Origin of the sequence: Gillisia limnaea DSM 15749 (assembly GCF_000243235.1) — a bacterium.
GTDB classification, from domain to species: domain Bacteria; phylum Bacteroidota; class Bacteroidia; order Flavobacteriales; family Flavobacteriaceae; genus Gillisia; species Gillisia limnaea.
Genome location: NZ_JH594606.1, coordinates 2,076,807 through 2,096,057, shown reverse-complemented (window position 1 = coordinate 2,096,057; position 19,251 = coordinate 2,076,807). Strand labels below are relative to the sequence as shown.

General features: G+C 39.7%; 15 protein-coding genes. 4 read left to right on the top strand and 11 right to left on the bottom strand.

Annotation, left to right across the window (positions count from 1 at the left end; genetic code table 11):
- The first annotated feature begins 443 nt into the window (after positions 1 to 443).
- From GILLI_RS11160 to GILLI_RS11150, 3 genes are all read left to right on the top strand, one after another.
- Entirely contained in the window at positions 444 to 821 is a 378-nt protein-coding gene (locus tag GILLI_RS11160) for a GxxExxY protein (protein ID WP_006989219.1), read from the top strand.
- A gap of 391 nt (positions 822 to 1,212) precedes the next feature.
- Positions 1,213 to 2,556: a dGTP triphosphohydrolase gene (gene dgt, locus GILLI_RS11155; RefSeq protein WP_040506599.1), complete on the top strand. Its 1,344-nt coding sequence runs from the start codon at positions 1,213 to 1,215 to the stop codon at positions 2,554 to 2,556.
- 29 nt (positions 2,557 to 2,585) lie between these two features.
- Entirely contained in the window at positions 2,586 to 3,725 is a 1,140-nt protein-coding gene (locus tag GILLI_RS11150; protein ID WP_006989217.1) for a sensor histidine kinase, read from the top strand.
- A gap of 167 nt (positions 3,726 to 3,892) precedes the next feature.
- Here GILLI_RS11150 and GILLI_RS11145 read toward each other — a convergent pair whose 3' ends face one another.
- Both GILLI_RS11145 and GILLI_RS11140 read right to left on the bottom strand, forming a co-directional pair.
- Entirely contained in the window at positions 3,893 to 4,900 is a 1,008-nt protein-coding gene (locus tag GILLI_RS11145) for a DUF3078 domain-containing protein (RefSeq protein WP_006989216.1), read from the bottom strand.
- Positions 4,901 to 4,933: 33 nt separating this feature from the next.
- A complete protein-coding gene (locus tag GILLI_RS11140; protein WP_006989215.1) occupies positions 4,934 to 6,709 on the bottom strand; it encodes a 1-deoxy-D-xylulose-5-phosphate synthase in 1,776 nt (591 codons plus the stop codon).
- Between the two features lie 305 nt (positions 6,710 to 7,014).
- Here GILLI_RS11140 and GILLI_RS11135 point away from each other — a divergent pair, with 305 nt between their 5' ends.
- On the top strand, positions 7,015 to 7,467 hold the full coding sequence (locus tag GILLI_RS11135; RefSeq protein WP_006989214.1) for a nucleoside deaminase: 453 nt from the start codon (positions 7,015 to 7,017) through the stop codon (positions 7,465 to 7,467).
- A 70-nt stretch (positions 7,468 to 7,537) separates the two neighbouring features.
- Here the strand turns inward: GILLI_RS11135 and GILLI_RS11130 are convergent, their stop codons facing one another.
- From GILLI_RS11130 to GILLI_RS11095, 9 genes are all read right to left on the bottom strand, one after another.
- On the bottom strand, positions 7,538 to 8,944 hold the full coding sequence (locus GILLI_RS11130) for a sugar porter family MFS transporter (protein ID WP_006989213.1): 1,407 nt from the start codon (positions 8,942 to 8,944) through the stop codon (positions 7,538 to 7,540).
- A 137-nt stretch (positions 8,945 to 9,081) separates the two neighbouring features.
- Positions 9,082 to 9,849 (bottom strand): glycoside hydrolase family 16 protein, encoded by a 768-nt coding sequence (locus tag GILLI_RS11125; protein WP_006989212.1) that lies wholly within the window; start codon positions 9,847 to 9,849, stop codon positions 9,082 to 9,084.
- A 555-nt stretch (positions 9,850 to 10,404) separates the two neighbouring features.
- Positions 10,405 to 12,681: a beta-glucosidase BglX gene (bglX, locus tag GILLI_RS11120; protein ID WP_006989211.1), complete on the bottom strand. Its 2,277-nt coding sequence runs from the start codon at positions 12,679 to 12,681 to the stop codon at positions 10,405 to 10,407.
- A 4-nt stretch (positions 12,682 to 12,685) separates the two neighbouring features.
- Positions 12,686 to 12,856, bottom strand: coding sequence for a hypothetical protein (locus tag GILLI_RS18425; RefSeq protein WP_006989210.1), 171 nt, complete (start codon positions 12,854 to 12,856; stop codon positions 12,686 to 12,688).
- 4 nt (positions 12,857 to 12,860) lie between these two features.
- On the bottom strand, positions 12,861 to 13,043 hold the full coding sequence (locus tag GILLI_RS19080; RefSeq protein ID WP_040506597.1) for a glycoside hydrolase family 30 beta sandwich domain-containing protein: 183 nt from the start codon (positions 13,041 to 13,043) through the stop codon (positions 12,861 to 12,863).
- 96 nt (positions 13,044 to 13,139) lie between these two features.
- Positions 13,140 to 14,006, bottom strand: coding sequence for a glycoside hydrolase family 16 protein (locus GILLI_RS11110; protein WP_006989209.1), 867 nt, complete (start codon positions 14,004 to 14,006; stop codon positions 13,140 to 13,142).
- A 148-nt stretch (positions 14,007 to 14,154) separates the two neighbouring features.
- Positions 14,155 to 15,300, bottom strand: coding sequence for a family 16 glycosylhydrolase (locus GILLI_RS11105; protein ID WP_245545628.1), 1,146 nt, complete (start codon positions 15,298 to 15,300; stop codon positions 14,155 to 14,157).
- Between the two features lie 68 nt (positions 15,301 to 15,368).
- Positions 15,369 to 17,570 carry a carbohydrate binding domain-containing protein gene (locus GILLI_RS17740; RefSeq protein WP_006989207.1) on the bottom strand — a complete coding sequence of 734 codons (2,202 nt, stop codon included), beginning with the start codon at positions 17,568 to 17,570 and terminating at the stop codon, positions 15,369 to 15,371.
- A gap of 34 nt (positions 17,571 to 17,604) precedes the next feature.
- Entirely contained in the window at positions 17,605 to 19,224 is a 1,620-nt protein-coding gene (locus GILLI_RS11095; protein WP_006989206.1) for a RagB/SusD family nutrient uptake outer membrane protein, read from the bottom strand.
- Positions 19,225 to 19,251: the final 27 nt, after the last annotated feature.

Here is a 19,251-nt window from a genome sequence, read left to right as displayed (position 1 = left end):
TGGAGCGCTATATTTAAATAGACAATAGATGTTCAATTTTCCCGCAGAATTCGCAGAGCCCCGCAGAAAAAAGACCTTAAAGGCATTGAGTTAAAAGAGAATAATTTATAATTCTGGAGAGAATCACTAAATAAAGCATTCAGCGAAAATCAGCGAGTTCTGCGGGAGAAAAAAGAATCTTCCAATCAAATAAATCTAAATTTCTATGGATGAAAATGAGATCGCCTATAAAATTCTTGGAGCGCTATATTTAAATAGACAATAAATGTTCAATTTTCCCGCAGAATTCGCAGAGCCCCGCAGAAAAAAGACCTTAATGGCATTGAGTTAAAAGAGAATAATTTATAATTTCAAAAGGAATCACTAAATAAGGCTTTCTGCGCAAATCTGCGGAATCTGCGGGAGAAAAAAAGAATCTTCCAATAAAATAAATCTAAAGTTCTATGGATGAAAATGAGATTTCCTATAAAATTCGTGGCGCTATTTTTAAAGTTTATAAAACACTTGGACCAGGTCTTCTCGAATCGGTTTATGTTGCCGCATTGGAATATGAACTTTTCAAGGAAGGTTTAGAAGTTCAAAAAGAAATTCCTTTACCTGTTATTTATGAGGAAACGAAACTGGAACTAGGATTCCGCCTGGACTTATTAATAGGGAAAAAAGTAATTATTGAAGTTAAGTCCGTCGAAAATTTGGCCGAAGTTCATCACAAACAAGTTCTTACTTATTTAAAACTAACCAAGTTAAAATTGGCTATTTTGGTAAACTTTAATGTAGAAAATATTAATAACGGTATATATAGAAAAGTAAATGGACTCTAAGGATTTCCCGCAGAATTCGCAGAGACATACAGAGGAAAACTTTATTGGAATTGAGTTAAAAAAGAATAATTTATAATTTTAGAGAGAATCCCTAAATAAAGCATTCTGCGAAAATCAGCGAGTTCTGCGGGAGAAAAAAAGGAATCTTATAATAAACTAAATCTAAAATTCTATGGATGAAAATGAGATCGCCTATAAAATTCTTGGAGCGCTATATTTAAATAGACAATAAATGTTCAATTTTCCCGCAGAATTCGCAGAGCCACGCAGAAAAAAGACTTTATTGGCATTGTGTTAGAAACGAATAATTTATAATTTTGAAGATATTCACTAAACAGAGCATTCAGCGAAAATCTGCGGGTTCTGCGGGAGAAATAAACGATAAAAAATGATGAATTGGGAACAACTTCTTTCCTTAAAGAGGTTTGGAGATAAAAACAAACGCCTTCGAAAGGAGCAAAACGAAACAAGACTTGGTTTTGAAGTGGATTACGACCGGATTATTTTTTCTTCGGCTTTCCGCAGTTTACAGGATAAAACACAGGTAATACCGCTTTCAAAAACCGATTTTGTTCACACCCGGCTTACGCATAGCCTGGAGGTTTCGGTGGTAGGACGATCCTTAGGCCGTCTGGCGGGTCAAAAGATCCTGGAGAAGCATCCACACCTCAATACCATTCACGGCTATCAGATGAACGATTTTGGCGCAATAGTCGCAGCGGCCGCACTCGCCCATGACATTGGAAATCCGCCCTTCGGGCATTCCGGAGAAAAAGCCATCGGGGAATATTTCAGTTTGGGAAATGGAATACGTTTTAAGGAAAAGCTTTCAGCAAAAGAATATGAAGATTTAATAAAATTCGAAGGAAATGCCAACGGCTTTAAAATCCTGACAGAAAACCGTCCGGGAATTGAAGGCGGACTCCGGCTATCCTATGCCACCCTGGGAGCATTTACGAAATATCCCAAAGAATCCCTTCCGTATAAACCAAGCAGAAATATAGGTGACAAAAAATTCGGGATCTTTCAAACAGAAAAACACATTTTTGAAGATATTTCCAAAGAACTGGGACTTAAAAAAATAAGAACAGGAGAAAATATCGCTTTTGCAAGACATCCATTGGCATTCCTGGTAGAGGCAGCAGATGATATTTGTTACACCATTATAGATTTTGAGGACGGGATCAACCTTGGATTGATCGATGAAGAATATGCGCTGGAATATCTTATTAAATTGGTGAAAAACAGCATCAATACTTCAAAATACAACAGCCTTACCACTACTGCCGACAGGTTGAGTTATTTGCGGGCACTCGCTATAAATACACTTATTACCGAAGCGGTGGAATTATTCCTGAAAAATGAAGAAGCCATTCTGGCCGGGGAATTCCACCATTCGCTGTTTGATAAAAGCAGTTATGAGGCCCAGATCAAAGATATTATCAAGATAAGCGTAGAGCGAATTTACCAAAGCGAAGAGGTGATCAATAAAGAGATTGCAGGGTACAAAATGCTTTCCCACTTACTGGAAACGTATACCCAGGCATTTTTACCAGATGAAAACACGCCGGATTCCAACTTTAATAAGCTGGTAAGAAGGTCTGTCCCAAAATTAGTGCTACCTGAAGGGCAATCCCTTTATACATCCCTAATACAAATATGCTCCTTTACAGCTTCTTTAACCGATGGAAATACGGTTGCTTCATTTAATAAATACAAAGGCAATAACATTTAATATACCTTAAGCCCTATAATACCACAAGCATGAAAAAAACAGCCAGATTACTAAATAGCAAGCGTGATGAGGTCATAGATCGATGGGAAAAGGAAGTTTTACAACAGGTGAAAGCCGCTCCAACCTCCAATAAAATTGCACTTCAAGATCATGTTCCAAACATCTTGGATGATATTATAGAAATCCTGAATCGTCATGAAAATACCGATGATTATTTTAATGATGAAAAAATCCATCAAATAGAAGAAAACAGTCTTGAGCATGGGAGACATCGGGCTAACTCTCCCAATTATACCGTAGACCAGATCATACATGAGTACATGATCTTCAACAATGTGATTATTAGCGTGCTTCACAAAAACGATATTGCTGAGGAATCCGTATTTCATCTTATAAAATGTTCCATAGACAAGGCAATGCTAAATTCTGTAACCTCATTTTCTGAATCTATTCAGGAAATGCAGAATAAATTGATAGGAACACTGGCACATGACATTAGAAACCCGCTGGCTGCTGCAAGAATGGCGATTGAAATGATAAATTATGAAACTGGCAGGGAACGATTCGAAAAGGTTAAAAAAATGTCTTACAATAGCGTAAATAGGGCCATAGAGTTAGTTGAAGGGCTTTTAGATTCTATCACCGTAAAAGCAGGAGAAGGAATTATGCTTTCTTTTTCTGAAACGGATCTTAATCAAGATATCCAAACAATTTATGAAGAGGCCTGTGAGGTGTTTTCAGAAGATATAATCCTGAAGAAAAAGGAACAATCAATCAAAGGTGTTTTTGATGGTACAGCGATTCGCCGATTAATGGAAAATTTGATAAACAATGCAGTAAAATATGGTCATTCAGAAAAACCAGTTACTATAACAATAACTAACGAAGACGATTGGTTAAAAATTTCGGTTCATAATTTTGGCGAACCAATTCCTTTAGACAAGCAAAAAGAAATTTTCAACTTCATGGAACACGGGATTCAACAACGAGGAAAAAAATTAAAGAGTTACGGGATAGGGCTTACTCTTGTTAAAATGGTTGCTGAAGCTCACGGTGGTTCAGTAGAACTTAAGAGTACAAAAGACTTTGGAACCGAATTCAAGATAAAATTAAATAAGCATAAAAATGCTCCAGGAAAGAAAAGAACAATTTTAAATACCGAAGCTTAATTAGAATTCATAGATCGCTCCCATCCCCGGTAATTGCTTAATCTGAATTTTAAGACCGAGGGTTTCTAAAGGAAAAATTTTCCGGTTAGAAGATGATGGGTTTATGAGAGCACCAGGATCTATATTTCATGAGGTGAACCAATCTTTTTTTAAGGGACAAAAAGGCCTTAAAACTCGTAAACCAGGCCTACTCCCAGCATTTGCTTGAACTGTATTTTTGGCCCCAGGCTTTCCTGCTCTCCGTCATCATTGACATCTCCCTGAACCTTTATGTCGTCATCGTATTTTAGGTGAGAACCTATGCTGGCTTTAACGAAATCATTCACGGTAAGATTTAAATTTAGTTCCCAATCCACATCAATATTACCAAAGTTATTGAGATAATCTGAATATAAGCTCAACTGATTATCCAGCTTTACATTAGAAAAAATTTCTTTTGAAAATCCGCTGGTTAACAACATTCCAAACTCTGTCCTAACCTTTTCTCCTTTTTCTATAATATTTCCTTCTTCATCCCTTACAGCAGGAGTAACCCCAAACCTTCCCTCATTTGCAAAACCCTGGTCCAGTACAAAAGTAGACTTTTGAGTTACCGGTGAAAGGTATACGGTAAGATCTTCTTTGGGGTGGGTATATTCAGACCCTATTCCTAAAAAGGCGTATGCAGGAGCCATAAATTTAGAGATGGGGTTTTGGGTATTTGGATATCGAAAACCACTTGCAAACTGTGTATTGAAATTAAATTTTGCCGAGTACCTAAAGTTTGAAGTAGAATCCCTTCTATAACCGGCCGTTGAATTAAACATTATCTGATCGTCCGTTTTCCTTAACTCACGTCCTTCCTGAGCATTCAATCCGTATCTTATCGAGGCATTGGTTTTCCAGGAGAGCAGATCCTTTTTATAATTCCGCTCAAAATTCCCATAAAAGTTTGCAGAAATAGAATTATTCCCACCCGCGTTCCAGTTTATAAAAGCAACTTCATTAAAATTTACACCCACGGCATTTTTTTCGGTCCATAGGATTATTACTTCCTCCTGGGCTTCGGTTATAACACTGTCTATAGCAACAGTATCGTTTTGGACCGTATCCTTCTTTACCAAGTAATACTCTTTAGCAGAACCAAATGAAAAATTAAAAAGAAGGCACAGGATAAGGAATAATTTGGGTTGCATGAGGGTGAAAAATTTAAATCGTATTAGTTTTGGTTACTTTAGAAGATCTTTGATCGCATTCGATATACTTAGAACGTCAATTTTAGCGATTTCTTGCAATTCTAAAACATTTCCATGTTCTATAAATATGTCCGGGATCCCCAAACACTTCATTTGAGCATGATAGTGGTTTATTGAGGCAAATTCCAGAACTGCAGTACCAAACCCACCTGAAATCACTCCATCTTCTACTGTGATTATTTTGTCAAAAATATCAAAAATTTCGTGAAGCATGCGCTCGTCCAGAGGTTTAACAAATTTTGCATCATAATGGGCAATCTCTTCAGAAAAACCGAGACTTTCAATAGCAACATTCACATTACTACAAATACTACCTATACTTATTACAGCCAGTTTGGTTCCATCCTTCAGTTTCTCTCCCTTCCCGAGTTCCACCGCCTTAAATTCCTGTTTCCAGTCCAGCACTACCCCTCTGCCCCGCGGGTATCGAATTACCAGCGGAGCGGTTAAATTCAATTGAGCAGTATATATCAAATTACGAAGTTCTACCTCATTTGACGGAGCTGCTATAATAAGATTTGGAATGCAACGCAAATAAGCGATATCAAATACCCCGTGGTGGGTGGCTCCATCCTCACCTACCAATCCGGCACGATCCAGGCAGAAAATGACCGGCAGTTTCTGCAAGGCAACATCATGGATCACCTGATCATACGCACGTTGTAAAAAAGTGGAATAAATGGCGCAAAAGACCGTGAATCCGCGGGTAGCCATTCCCGCTGCCAAAGTTACGGCATGCTGCTCTGCAATACCAACATCAAAAGCCCGGTCCGGAAAAGCATCCATCATAAATTTAAGGGAACTTCCTGTTGGCATTGCCGGAGTGATCCCAATAATTTTTTTATTTTTTTCGGCCAGTTCCACGAGAGTTAGTCCAAAAACATCCTGATATTTTAAAGGCAATCCATCGGTATTATATGGTAAAAGTTCCCCCGTATCGGGTGCAAATTTTCCCGGAGCGTGGTATTTCACCTGATCCTCTTCAGCTTTCTGCAGGCCTTTTCCCTTTCGGGTGATTACGTGGAGAAATTTTGGTCCTTTGATCTTTTTTAGCTCCTCAAAGGTTTTCAGCAAGCCGGGAATATCATGACCATCTACAGGTCCGAAATACTTAAAATTGAGGGCCTGAATAATATTATCCTGAGATGGTTTTTGTCCCACTTTTGCCCTGGTGAGGTATTGTTTTAGAGCACCCACGCTGGGATCTATCCCAATGGCATTGTCATTTAATACAACCAGGAGATTTGCATTGGTAACGCCTGCGTGGTTGAGGCCTTCAAAGGCCATTCCGCTCGCGATAGAGGCATCTCCTATTATAGCTATATGTTGTTTCTGAAATTCTCCTTTTAAATTAGAGGCCAGCGCCATACCGAGTGCTGCCGAAATGGAGGTAGAGGAATGCCCTACTCCAAAAGTATCAAACTCGCTTTCCTCGCGTTTAGGAAAACCACTAAGGCCATTTAATTGGCGGTTGGTATGGAAAATATCGCGTCTGCCGGTGAGAATCTTATGACCATAAGCCTGATGGCCCACATCCCACACAAGCAAATCCTCAGGAGTATTAAAAATGTAATGAAGGGCAATAGTGAGTTCTATCACTCCAAGACTGGCTCCAAGATGACCTTCTTTGGAGGCAACAATATCAATGATAAATTTCCTCAATTCTGCCGCAAGTTCCGGAAGTTTTTCATGCGGAAGTTTTCTCAGATCGGAAGGAGAATCGATGTTCATTAAAATACTTTCAGCCATAAAAACAAAGGTACATTTTGAATCTGTATTTTTCCCTGTTCTTTTTTGGGTTTTCAGCAGATGCACCTCCAAAAAGAAATAAAGCCCCAGGACCTAAGGAAGTAACCCGAACTAACCAATCCCGAATTAACGAATTAACGGATTAACCAATCCCGAATAATTGCGTTTATGTATTCCAACTTATATTTATACCTTTCATAAACTTTAAATTTCAATATGAAATGAGCATAACGGAAACCAGATGCAAACACCGATGAAGAAATGCGAATTACATATGACCAATAAAAAACAATAGAAAGTTACATATGAAACTGACTCCTTTTGACGATGAATATTTTATGAGGAAAGCGCTTCAGGAGGCGGAGATTGCCTTTGAGAAGGGCGAAATTCCTGTGGGTGTTGTTGTTGTGATCGATGAAAAGATAATCGCACGCGGGCACAATCTCACAGAATTATTGAATGACGTTACCGCACACGCCGAAATGCAGTCCATCACGGCCGCAGCCAATTACCTGGGCGGGAAATACCTTAAAAACTGTACGATGTATGTCACCCTTGAGCCCTGCCAGATGTGTGCAGGAGCACTTTATTGGGCACAGATTTCTAACCTGGTTTTTGCCGCCGGGGATCCTGAACGTGGTTTTAGAAAAATGGGAACAAAACTCCATCCAAAAACAAAGGTGAAATTTGGGATCATGGAAACAGAGGCATCCCAATTACTAAAAAAGTTCTTCATACAAAAAAGGAACTTAAACTGATTATTAGTATCGGTTTAAATTCCTTTTCTCATTTATAAATGGTACTCCTTAAATTGTAAGCAGGGCATTTCTATTTGGGTATTTGCTTTGCTTCTTCCGGAATATCCCACATATCTTCCAGTTCTTCAAGAGATTTTCCTTTGGTTTCCGGGATATATTTGTATGTGAAGAATATGATGGCAAGGATAAATACGGAGAATATAAAATAAGGTAAAGATCCATTCCAGTATTCGCTATTATTCACTTCGCTTTCGGCAACCAGAGGAAAAGACTGGGTTACCACATAGTTCGCTGCCCATTGTGCTGCTACGGCAATTGACATTGCGGTACTTCGCATATTGTTAGGGAACATTTCAGATAAGATCACCCATACCACAGGCCCCATAGACATTGCGAAGGAAGCGATAAACAACAATACACCCACCAAAGAAAGCAATCCTACAGAATCGGTCATTAGTGTTCCACCAAGCATTAAAAATCCTGTTAACATTCCCACTGCTCCAATATAGATCAATGGTTTTCTTCCAAATCTATCCACTGTTGCCATCGCCACAAATGTAAATACCAGGTTGATAGCGGCCAGCAATACCTGTTGCTGCAATACATCTTCCTGTCCAAAACCAAGAGCTCTTTCAAAAATATCGGCACCGTAATAAAGCACCGCATTAATACCGGTAAACTGTTGTAAAATAGATAATACCGTCCCTATCACAATGATTGAAAACACCCCTTTTGCAAATATGTTCAGCTTGACTTTATGTTTATCTTTTTCAATGGACTTTTCAATGTCGCGAATTTCGGTATTTGCAACTTCTTCTCCGTGAATTCGGGTCAATACTTTATATGCTTCAGATTTGAGTCCTTTTATAGCAAGCCATCTGGGGCTTTTAGGAACGAAAAATAACAATATTAAAAACAATGTACTAGGAATAAGTTCAGACCAGAACATCCATCTCCATCCTTCCTGAACATTCTCGGCTTCGGTAGCCGAATTTCCTATCATATAAGTAACTAAAAACACGACGAAAAACCCTACAACAATGGCAAGTTGATAATAACTTACCAGGGTACCACGAATCTTTGCTGGAGCGATCTCTGCGATATAGGTTGGTGCATTCATCGAGGCTATCCCAATTCCCAATCCGCCAATTAATCGAAAAACCACTAACAGGGAAACAGATTCCGGTAAAAATCCAGGTAATCCTGAACCCCAGGCCGAAAGTGAAAATAAAATAGCAGAGATTATAAGGGAATATTTCCTTCCAATGGCTTTGCTCAAAGGCCCGGCAACTATGGCACCCACAAAACAACCTATTAAAGCACTCCCAACAACCCAACCTTTCATCCCGGGATCCAGTTCGAAATATTTACTGAAATAATACTGGGAACCGTTTATCACGCCGGTGTCGTATCCAAAAAGGAGTCCGCCAAGAGCGGACACTATAGTGATAAGAATAAGGTAGGTTTTATTTTTCATCTGTTTATCTTATTGTTTTAGCGGTCATATGTAACCTCCGTATAATCATTCCACTGTGTGAAAAAATCTTTCTAATGGTTGTTTCATGGGAAGATTTTAAGAATCTGTTAAAACTAATTAAAAATAATTGAAAATAACTAATTCTTGGTCACTTTGATCCAATCGATGTAAAATTTAGCCGGAAATATGGTGTCATCCACCTCCGGACCACCAAAATTTCCACCAACTGCAAGGTTTATCAAAAAGTAAAATGGATGCCTAAATGGATAATTCGCATCATCATATGCCTTGGGGATAAAGGTATAAACGTGATCTCCATCTACAAAATATTGAATATCATCTTCGGTCCAAACCGTTTTAAATGTGTGATAGCCTTCTTCAATATCCTCTATAATTGTTTTTTTAGAGTTCTCTGTTTCCCCATGACTTGCAGGAGTATGTAAAGAAGAATATACCGTATGCGGCTCCCTTCCTACATATTCCATAATATCAATTTCTCCGGAACCCGGCCATCCTACCTCATCAATATTAGCTCCAAGCATCCACACAGCAGGCCACAATCCATGACCTGTAGGGAGTTTTAGGCGAACTTCAATAGTTCCATATTGGAATTCTATTTTGTCTTTTGTATTGATCTTTCCTGAAAAATACTTGTCACCGGTTTTTACTGCCTCAATCACAAGTTTTCCGTCTTCAATGCTTACACAATCCCGGTTATAGATTTGTCTTTCATTATTTCCCCAGCCGCATAAATTTGGGCATCCATCCCCTTCTTCATAGCTCCAAAACTCCATGTTGAGTTGATCACCTTCAAAATTATCCTCAAAGATAACCTGTGCCTGGGAAGAACAGGAAGTTACAATCAGTAAAAGACCCAACGGTACAATTGGCTGTAATTTTTTCATTATTTTTTATTTAAAGCTTTAGTTTTATCTGAAGCTGATAAGCAATATTTGGAAATTATTATATTATATAACACCGTGGAATAGAAAACGTTCAGACTGATCTTGTTCCAGTCCTATCATATTTAGAACTCCTCATCATATTAGACCCGGAAATAAACCCGCCTGAATGACTTTGTCGGGCAGGTTACCATTGACGTATTTCTAAAAAAAAGTAATGCCTTGTCAAGTATAACTCAGGTACAATAAGAATCATCGATACTAATGCATTCTTTTTGTATTGCTCCCGTTGAGTTAAAAGGCCTCTTACAAAATCTTTAGTTCTGGCTTTCTCCCGCAAAATTCGCAGAATTCCGCAGAATTTATTTTTACCTTAACTGATTCTTCATCCCCCCGACCTTTAAATTCCTCTTTAACTTTTAACTTTTTCACTTTCTGTCCCCGATTATGTCTATCTCCTACGCTACATAAATTTTATTATCGCTGGTCTCAGGGTGACAATTCAACCTGACCTGAAAATAAAAAACTAAAAAAGTAATGGCTATCTTAACCAGGACCTTATTTATTTAAGTTAAATTCTTGCTTCTGAAGGTCTCTTGAATTGCCACCTGTTAAAACTTCAAATTCTCCTTCTTCAGATTCCCATTTTTTATTTGCAGTGTAAAACTGAAGCATTTTTTCATCAATTTCAAACTGTACATCCCTGGTTTCTCCGGGAGCAAGTTCAACCATTTCAAAGGCTTTCAGTTCTTTTACCGGCCTGGTAGTACTCGCCACAAGATCTCTTATATAAAGCTGAACAACTTCTTTCCCCTTCAACTTACCTGTATTGGTTACAGGGACTGTGACAGTTATTGAACCTTCCTGAGTCAATTTCTTCGATGTAAGTTGTGGCACTCCGTATTTGAAGGTTGTATAGCTTAGTCCGTATCCGAAAGGGTAAAGTGCATCTTTTTCAACATCGGTATAGCCGGAATAAGTGACATGTTCGGCACTGTATGGGCGGCCGGTGTTTTTTTGATTGTAATACAAAGGTTCCTGCCCAACGTTTCTTGGAAATGAAACCGGGAGTTTTCCCGAAGGATTGTATTTTCCGAACAACACATCGGCTATAGCATTTCCACTTTCAGATCCCAGATGCCAGGCTTCTACAATTGCAGGAATATTTTCTGCTGCCCAGGAGATTTCCAGAGGTCTGCCATTTATCAAAACCAATACGATATTTTTATTCACTTTATAAACTTCTTCAAGCAATTCCTGTTGCACCCCCATAAGTCCAATCTCCACCTGGCTTCTACCTTCACCTGTTTGGAATGCATCTTCCCCAAGAACCATTAGCACGACTTCCGCATTTTTTGCAACCTCAATTGCTTCAGCAAAACCAGATTTATCTGTTTCATTGATCTCCAGTGGAAGAAGGAAATTTTTAACGCCGGTTCCATGATCAGCTCCCTTGGCGTAAGTTACTCTTACATTATTTCCTACTGCATTCTTAATTCCTTCTAAAACGGAAACAGCAGAATTTTCTTCTCCCTGTGCCCGCCAGTTTCCTATTGGGGAATTTTTGTCGTCCGCCAATGGCCCTATTACTGCAATGTTTTTTACTGAAGGTTTAAGAGGTAAAAGTTCACCTTCATTCTTTAGCAAGACAATCGATTTACTAGCAATATCTCTTGCGGTTTTTAAATGCTCCTCAAAAGAAATATTCTTTAACATCTCCGGATTTGAATATTTATAAGGATCATCAAAAAGCCCTAATTTAAATTTCACCCGAAGTATTCTTCTAACCGAATCATCCAATAGTTCCTCATCAATTTCACCAGATTTTACCAAATCCTCAAGATGGTTTTCATAAGCTCCACCTTCCATATCCATATCACTCCCGGCCTTCACAGCAATTTCTGCAGCATGTTTCTTATCTCTTGCAAATCCGTGGTAGATCATTTCCGGTATAGAAGCCCAATCTGAAACAATAAATCCATTCCAATTCCAGTCGCCCTTGAGAATATCTCTTTGCAGGATCTTATGGCCTGTGGCAGGAGTACCATCGATATCATTGAAAGCATTCATAAATGTGGCTACCCCGGCTTCTGCAGCAGCTTTAAAAGGTGGAAGGATTGTATTGTGAAGTTCATTTTCGCCTATATGAACCGTATTGTAATCACGTCCTGCTTCCCCAAATCCATAACCTGCAAAATGTTTGGCAGTTGCGGCAATAGTATTTGCATCTGCCAGATCATTCCCCTGATAGCCCTTTATTTTTGCAACCGCAACTTTAGAAGTAAGATATGGATCTTCCCCGCTTCCTTCCATGATCCTACCCCAGCGGGCATCTCTGGAGATATCTATCATAGGTGAAAATGTCCAGTTCACCCCGTGTGCTGCAGATTCCAGGGCGGCAATCCTTGCCGACTCCTCCATAGCTTCCAGGTCCCAACTTGCTGTTTCACCCAGTGGCACCGGGAATATGGTTTTATATCCATGGATCACGTCATAACCAAACATCAGCGGAATTTTAAGTCGGGAATTGTTCATTACCAGCTCCTGTGCTTGTCGGGTAGCATCTACAGACAACACATTTAGCATAGAACCAACTTTGCCGCTTTTAATGTTTTCCTCCTTTTGTTTGGCATCAACATTCGAGGCAGGGCCCGTAAGATCCCAGCTTCCATTGTACTGCACCATCTGGCCCACTTTTTCTTCCAAAGTCATTAATGACAATACAGAATCTACTTTGGTCTCTACATTTTCAACAGAACTTTTAATAGTTGAGTTTTGGGAATAAGTAAAAAAGCAAACATTAAGAAGCAGGGCGGTAAGGATTAATTTTTTCATGATCTTAAATTATATTACGGAGGAAAAATATTTTCTCCAAAGTTATTTTTGAAAGGATCTCCGCTACTTTAGTTGCAATTTCAGTTTTGGATTGTTGCCCGTGATCCTGCGCCTGAACAGGAATAAATCCATACATCGTTATTGCCAATTCGTTGGAAAATTTTCTAATTCTCATTTTTTTACAATATTAATGTTCCAACAGCTCCAGCAGGGAGATTAAAAAATGTTTGAATTTCCCCTGACTTAACGTTCACCAATCTTTCCATTTCAGCTTTATCCTGAATAATTACTGCTGTCTTAGCATCTGAAGTCCGGAATGCTACATTTGGTAAATTTACGGGTGTGTTTGAGGCAATTCTCACAGATCCCGGCCGGACGAACTTAAAAGCCTGGGCAATAATAGATCCTCCTCAAAAATGTCATTTTTGGGGAGGATCTTTGGCTAATCAATTCTCCTTTTATTTTCTTATTAAGACCCAGTCAATAAGCACTTCTGCTTTTCCTTCTTTTATAAGTTCCACCGTCGATGCAGGAATGCCCTTATAAGGTTCTTCCACTCCATTAGTTTTGTACGGATACGCACCGCCCAAGGCGAGATTGAGAATAAGGAATTTTGGGTTATCAAAAGCCCATTTCCCGTAATGCTCTACCATAGGTTTTGTAACCCGGTAGATCAACCTGCCATCAACTTTAAAATCAAATCCCTCCGGCGTCCATTCAACAGAATACACATGCCAGTCGGTCACATCTTCACCTTCAGGAAAGAAGTATTTATTAACCAGCGGAGTCTCTCCGGAATATCCCGGGCCGTGTAGGGCAACCCCTATCCAATCTGTCTCTCCCACATATTCCATAATATCAATCTCCCCGGTTTCGGGCCAATCACCCCCGCCCAGTGCCCAGAAAGCGGGCCAAAATCCGGAACCTTTTGGAAGTTTCATCCTGGCAGCAGCAGTTCCATAGGTGAACATTACTTTGTCACGGGTATCAATCCTGCCCGAGATAAAATCGAAATCATTTCCGCGAAAAGTTATAAAGCTTGGGCTGTAATGAGCTTTGAGTACCAGAGCATTTTCGGCTCCTTTGGCATCGGCACCTTCCACAGTGAAAATAGTTGCCGTGGAATCCACATAGACCTGCTGCTCGTTATTCACCCAAAAGTCGGTCCCAATGACGTTCCATTTCTCCCTGTCCAGGGAAGTTCCGGAGAAATCGTCATAGAAAAGGGTGTCTGTTTCCGTGCTTACCGGTAAGTCCTGAGCGTATGAATTTCCGCTGAAAATCAACGTTAGCGCCAGGAAAATTTTTAAAAAGAAGCGTTTCATATAAATTACTTTAAAAAGAATAATTACCCTGAAAAACCAGTGCCTCAAGGGAGCCAAATAAAAGGGAAGCTAATAAACATTTCTTCAGGATTAATTGAATAAAATCCGGAGCCGAAACTCCGGAAGTTTATAGCTAAACAAATAGTGTCTATTGAAATACTTTCACGTAATCAATCTCCATTGAAGACTCCTGGAAATCATCATTTATAGCACCACCCAAATTTCCGCCCATAGCGATATTCAACAATAAATAATGGGGATGATCATATGGTTTTTCTCTGGAATTAGGCAGCTCGTAAATCAGTTTCCCGTCTACAAAGGTTTTAATGCTGCTACTGGTCCATTCCATGGAATAGACATGAAATTCTCCCGATGTATTTGCAACAGGCGCCGTACCTCCCATATTCTTATATTCTCCGGTATTTCTATCTCCCCAATGAAAGTGTGAGATAATGGTATTCTTATCCCATCCGGTTTGTTCCATAATATCAATTTCACCACAACCTGGCCACTGTCCGCTTCCATACTGACCTTCGAAAAAACTACCGGTTTCGTTACAATTTGCGCCAAGCGTCCAGATTGCCGGCCAGGTACCCGCTGCTGCGGGAAGTTTGGCTCGTACTTCAACCCGGCCGAAAGTAAAGGCATATTTGGAATTTAAGCGGGCAGAGGTGTAGGATTTAGTGGAAGCACCATAAGAATATTGCTCTTTTATAGCTTTAATTTTTAAAGTGCCATCGCTCACATAGGAGTTTTCAGTACGGGCTGTGTAATGTTGCAATTCGTCGTTGAACCAGCTGCCATTATTTGGGGGAATGACCTGATGATGCCATTTTTCTTCATCCGGACTTCCCTCGTATTCAAATTCGTCAAAAAAGACAAGGTTTGTGAATTGTACATCAGATTTATAAACGGTGAAGTTCACCGTTTCATTTACGAATTGTCCGGATTCTGAATAGGCCCAGACCACAACATTTGATGTATATGTTCCTTCTTTGGTAAAAGTGTATTCCATGATGCCTGAAGTGCTTTCCTGAACATCTCCGTTATCAAAACGAAATGCATATCTCACAGCATTGTCGGCCGTGGCAGTTACCTGGACTAGTCCTGATCCATCTCCATTAGGCTGTTGGTCATTAGCCCCGGCTAAGGATACCTCTACCTGTAAATTTGAAACGGCTGTATTTATTTCTGAATCTCCTGAACTACAGGAATTGAAAAAAAACAGCAGGAAACAAGCAACATAAAGGAAGCTCATAGTTTTTAAAATGTAAACAGAATTATATTTTGTCATTTTCATAGCTCATTTTAATCATGTTTTTTCTGATCATATTTCGATCCTCAGGAACCTCCTTTACTGTATTATTTGCTGAAATAAACATTATCAATAAAAATAGTAACACTTCCTGCCGGTTGTGCTGCATAAATCAGCTGAGAGATGTTTGCTCTTGTCGTTAATCCGGTAAAGTCTGAAAGAGGGATGTTCAAGGAAATCCAGGTATTTTTTTCCGGATTGGTTATGGTAATCTCATGTTCCACATCATCCCCTCCGCCGTCAAAAGCTCCATTAGCTCCAAAATCTACCAGTTTTATTCTGATCTCTGTAGCATCGGCCGTCCAGACATCGGTGTGAAAAAATTGCATTTCAGAAGCATCAATCTGATTGCCCACTGTTTCGATTCCTACGAAATTAAGTTCGCTGTATTTTTTAACGGCATTTCCAACAATGCTAATATCCTCCAATTTTGCCGCAGACCAATCTGTTCTCCAGGTATCTACAGGTACATCTGTATAAGCATCGCTGAACAAGGAAATCACATCGGTCGCTACTGGGGTTGGTGTGGGCGCAGCAGATTGTGGTTCTGTTGCTGCAGCAGTATCCTTGTAGAAATAAACATTATCTATAAAGATAGTTGCACTTCCTGCCGGTTGACCTGCAAAAATTAGTTGAGCAATGTTTGCTTTAGTAGTTAAGCCAGGAAAGTCTGAAAGTGGAATATCCAAGGACACCCAACTATTTTGTTGTGGGTTCGCTATGGTAATTTCGTGTTCCACGTCATCACCTCCGTCAAAGGCACCATCGGCACCAAAATCTACCAGTTTTATTCTAATTTCTGTAGCATCAGCCGTCCATACATCTGTGTGGAAAAACTCCATTTCAGAGGCATCTATCTGGTTACCCACGGTTTCAATTCCTACGAAATTAAGTTCGCTGTATTTTTTAACGGCATTGCCATCAATGAATATATCTTCCAGGGTTGCCGCAGACCAATCTGTTCTCCAGGTATCTACAGGTACATCTGTATAAGCATCGCTGAACAAGGAAATCACATTTGCAGCATCCAAAGTTGGTGTTGGAGCTGAAGCAGTTGGATTGGTTCCACCACTTGTTCCACCACCACTTAAAGTAATATTATCAAAATAAACAACATTGTCTTGGGTTCTGCTATCATTAAAATCTGGAAAAACAACAAGACCTGTTATATCTGTATTATTAGGATCTCCTACTACTCCTGAAAAATTGAAAGTAAGCTCTTCCCACTCGTTGGTCTTGGTATTTGCCACTTTGATTTCTCCTGTAGAACCACCTGCGCCATTTTCAAATTTAATTCCTACATCACTAATTACTGACTTCCAAACCATCATCGTAACAGTGCTGTTAGATGCATTCAAAGTAAAAGGTGTGGTTAGTTGAGTAATAGTACCAGCAAAAGATTGCCCATCTTTCCTCGCAGTAAACTGTGCAACAGTTGCAGAGGTATTACCAGTCATATCAGGGTTGTTGATAATCTCTAATGGAGGATTATCAACATTTTCAAAAACCAACCAGTTTTCAGCTGCCCCGCCATTTGCAGCAGTTTCAAAATTTACAGGAAAGCTTGTTGTGCTTGCTACTGTTCCACCACCACCGGCGGTAAGAACTATATCATCAAAATAATGTACTGTTGTGGCATCTTTTTCTCCAGAGAAATCGAAGAATAACACCATTTTGTCAAATTTATCGGAGTCGCTTGGAGAAAAGGCAAATGAAAGCTCTTCCCACTCCCCGGCCACTGTTGTAGGCATAGTAACCTCTTTATTGATGGAACCATCTGCACTGTCTTCCAGTTTCAAGAGAATGTTTTGACCCACAGCCGGAGAATATACTTTAATTTTAATGGTTTGTTTTTCAGAGAAATCAACTTTAGAAGCCAGATCAAAGACAAAACCGGCCCATCCTTCCACTCCCGCAGTTTGGGTAACCATGATAACCTTATCAGAAGTATTAATTCCTTCCTTATCAGGATTGTCAGCGGGCTCAATGGTTATAGAACCGTCTTTTTCCCCAAAAGTGGTGAATTCAGGCGCTCCACATTCAAAATCTATTCCCTCGGTCAGTTCGGGGACAATGACCTGAAAGACACACCCCTCTACAGGTTCAGGCTCAACATAGGCAGATTCAGGTGGAATATCATCTTCCGCCTCGCAGGAAATCATTGTGCTGAGTATACCCAATACGAAAAGGATTCGTATTAAAGGTAAATTAAAACTCTGTATGTGCTTTTTTAGACTATTCCGTTTCATTTCGTAATTTTTTAGTTACCTATTTTGTCAACTCTTAATTATAACCTTCATTTTGAGGGTAGTTTGGTCCCAAAAGATCTATTTGCTGCTGAGGGATGGGCCAGTTTTTCATGTATTCCCTCAATATGTTTTTAGGATTTCCCTCAGGATAGGATTCATTGAGGTTATCGTTATTCATGTGATCCAATAGGAATTCAAATAGTTTTCCTGTACGTTTTAGGGTATACCAACGTTGCCCTTCAAAAGCTAACTCTCTTGCTCCTTCATCGAGAATGGCCTGCAGATCTATCTCAGACACTGGGGCTGTATTGGCTCTTGTCCTTACGGCATTCAGATATTCTAATGCTTTTGGCGTATTTCCCAGCATCATGTGGGCTTCAGCGCCTATGAGATAGGTCTCAGCAAGTCGGTAGATCATAATGTTCTTAAAATGATTTCTGTCAGTAGGCTCCACGTTCGCATCAAAAAACTTTATTACTCCCGGATTTTGCCTTCGGTAATACAGCATAAATTCATTTTGATTCGTTTCACTATTTACATATAAGTCCAGTGGCTCGCCTAATTCTTTGCCTGCGGGAAGCCCGGTCTCATCATTATATTCGTATTCAAAAATGTAATAGGAACTGTTACTGTCTCTCCTACTATCGTTTGGATCTTCATTAAGAAGGTCAATCACATATTTATTTAATGAAATAAAACCTGCTCCTGCTCCTCCGTTTTCAATAGATTGTACCAGGCCAGGGGCTTCTGCATAGGAAGATACCATGTTCCAGTTCAAAATATGTGGACTACCTCCTCCAATGGTTTGAAACTCAAAATTAACCGCAAATAAAGTTTCGGAATGATTCAGGTCTCCCTCAAAAACCTGCTGAGTAGTGGTCAAACTGTGATTACCACTGTTTATAACAGCATCAGCCTGTGCGGCCGCTTCGCTATAATCCTCTTCCCAAAGCGCAACCATGGCACGTAAATGCCTTGCAGCACCCTGACTCCATCTGCCGAATTGCTCCGGAGTGTAACTAAGGTTGTCAATGGCAAAATCCAGGTCCGACCTTAATAATGAAAAGATCTCTTCTTCAGAAGATTTGTCCTGAGGCTGGTCAAAAGCATTATCCGGTGTTGTAGGTTCTGTGGTAACGAATATATTATTGAAAAGTCTGTATAAGATAAAATAAGAATTGGCGCGCATGGTCTTCGCTTCTGCCAAAATCTGATTTCTTCGGTCCTCATCAATATCAGTTAAATTCTCAGCCCCACGAATAATGGCGTTCGACCGGTCTATTATTCTGTAATAATAGACCCAATAGGCATTGAGACCTTCGGATGTTCCATAATCACCCAGGCTTGCACCCCATAAGAGCCTGCTGTAAAGGGAAACTTCCCCGGTTATTCCGGCAGACAGATCACTCTTACCCTGCAAGATCAACGGAATGGTGCCGTTAAGTCTGTTGTCTTCGTAGATGGTCCTGTTCAAGGTATAAAGTCCTACAACGGCTGACTCCAATCCCTCAGGGGAGGAATATAGAAAATCTACAGAAGTATCAGATAACAATTTATCTTCCAGGAAATCATCCTGGCAAGACGTAGTCAGCGTTAATGTAATAAATATTACAAAAAATCTTTTCGATAACAAATAACCATTTATAATTTTCATCTGTTGCTATTTATTTGGTTTTAACTG

Excerpts from the sequence above, each read along its gene's own strand:
- GILLI_RS11160 (WP_006989219.1), top strand. The coding sequence starts at position 444 with ATGGATGAAAATGAGATTTCCTATAAAATTCGTGGCGCTATTTTTAAA.
- dgt (WP_040506599.1), top strand. The coding sequence starts at position 1,213 with ATGAATTGGGAACAACTTCTTTCCTTAAAGAGGTTTGGAGATAAAAAC.
- GILLI_RS11150 (WP_006989217.1), top strand. The coding sequence starts at position 2,586 with ATGAAAAAAACAGCCAGATTACTAAATAGCAAGCGTGATGAGGTCATA.
- GILLI_RS11145 (WP_006989216.1), bottom strand. The coding sequence starts at position 4,900 with ATGCAACCCAAATTATTCCTTATCCTGTGCCTTCTTTTTAATTTTTCA.
- GILLI_RS11140 (WP_006989215.1), bottom strand. The coding sequence starts at position 6,709 with ATGGCTGAAAGTATTTTAATGAACATCGATTCTCCTTCCGATCTGAGA.
- GILLI_RS11135 (WP_006989214.1), top strand. The coding sequence starts at position 7,015 with ATGAAACTGACTCCTTTTGACGATGAATATTTTATGAGGAAAGCGCTT.
- GILLI_RS11130 (WP_006989213.1), bottom strand. The coding sequence starts at position 8,944 with ATGAAAAATAAAACCTACCTTATTCTTATCACTATAGTGTCCGCTCTT.
- GILLI_RS11125 (WP_006989212.1), bottom strand. The coding sequence starts at position 9,849 with ATGAAAAAATTACAGCCAATTGTACCGTTGGGTCTTTTACTGATTGTA.
- bglX (WP_006989211.1), bottom strand. The coding sequence starts at position 12,681 with ATGAAAAAATTAATCCTTACCGCCCTGCTTCTTAATGTTTGCTTTTTT.
- GILLI_RS18425 (WP_006989210.1), bottom strand. The coding sequence starts at position 12,856 with ATGAGAATTAGAAAATTTTCCAACGAATTGGCAATAACGATGTATGGA.
- GILLI_RS11110 (WP_006989209.1), bottom strand. The coding sequence starts at position 14,006 with ATGAAACGCTTCTTTTTAAAAATTTTCCTGGCGCTAACGTTGATTTTC.
- GILLI_RS11105 (WP_245545628.1), bottom strand. The coding sequence starts at position 15,300 with ATGACAAAATATAATTCTGTTTACATTTTAAAAACTATGAGCTTCCTT.
- GILLI_RS17740 (WP_006989207.1), bottom strand. The coding sequence starts at position 17,570 with ATGAAACGGAATAGTCTAAAAAAGCACATACAGAGTTTTAATTTACCT.
- GILLI_RS11095 (WP_006989206.1), bottom strand. The coding sequence starts at position 19,224 with ATGAAAATTATAAATGGTTATTTGTTATCGAAAAGATTTTTTGTAATA.